The 1,075-nt window shown below is 50.6% G+C and carries 1 protein-coding gene; it reads left to right on the plus strand.

From position 1 onward, the window contains the following. On the plus strand, nt 1-1,075 hold a 1,075-nt coding region (locus ACW689_RS21390; protein WP_476294430.1), incomplete at both ends, for a condensation domain-containing protein.

Here is a 1,075-nt window from a genome sequence, read left to right on the forward strand (position 1 = left end):
AAACCAGTAACGGAAAGATAGACAGAAAAGCGTTACCCAAACCGACGGCCATGGACGACACGGTCAGCTACCGAGCACCGACAACAGAGACGGAGCAACAGCTGGTTGAGCTTTGGAGTGAGTTATTAGGTATCACACAGGACACATTGAGTGCCGATGCGGACTTTTTTGCGATAGGTGGACACTCATTACTGGCGATAAGAATGGTATCGGAGCTACGGCGCAGATATCAGGTGGAGCTCCCTATAAAGTGTATTTTTGACAGCCCAAGGTTGAGTGCTTTGGCAGAGGTGATGGCAAGTCACAAGCACAACGGACTACGTCCGATGGTGACGACAAGAGCACAAGCACAAACCTATGAGGCGCTCTCTTTTGCACAACAGCGGCTATGGTTTATTGACCAGCTAAGTGAAGGAAGCGCGCAATACAATATGCCGGCTGCCTTTATGGTGGAAGGCCACTTTGATGTGGATGCTGCACGCCGAGCGATAGAGGTCATCGTATTGCGTCATTCGGTATTACGTAGTGTGTACCAAACTCGTGATAACCAAGGAATGCAGCATATTCGAGAAGCCGCGCCATTTCATATCACACAGCATGACCTAAGCCAGTTGACGGGCGAGGCGCAAACGCAAGCGTTAAACGCATTGATGGTGGATGATGCGCAGCAAGCGTTTAATTTAAGCGAAGACTTGATGCTCAGGGTGAGCTACATCGCGCTGGGCGCGCAGCAAGGCGCTTTGCTGTTCAATATGCATCACATTGCATCAGATGGTTGGTCGATGGTGTTACTGGTGAAGGAGTTTGTAGCATTTTACACACAAGCAGTCGCGGGGGATGTGATTGATGCACAACCGCTGGCATTACAGTATGTCGACTACGCCTTGTGGCAACGAAATTGGTTGCAAGGAGAGGTGCTGGCGTCTCAGTTGAATTACTGGGAAAAGCAACTGGATGATGCGCCGCCATTACATAGTTTGATGCTGGACAAACCGCGTCCAGAGGTGAAGGGGCATGAAGGGGCCGTTGTACGGGGCCACTTATCACCGGCAGTGGCAATGCAGCTTAATCAGTT

This window comes from Pseudoalteromonas sp. ABE4_541 (assembly GCF_056312285.1).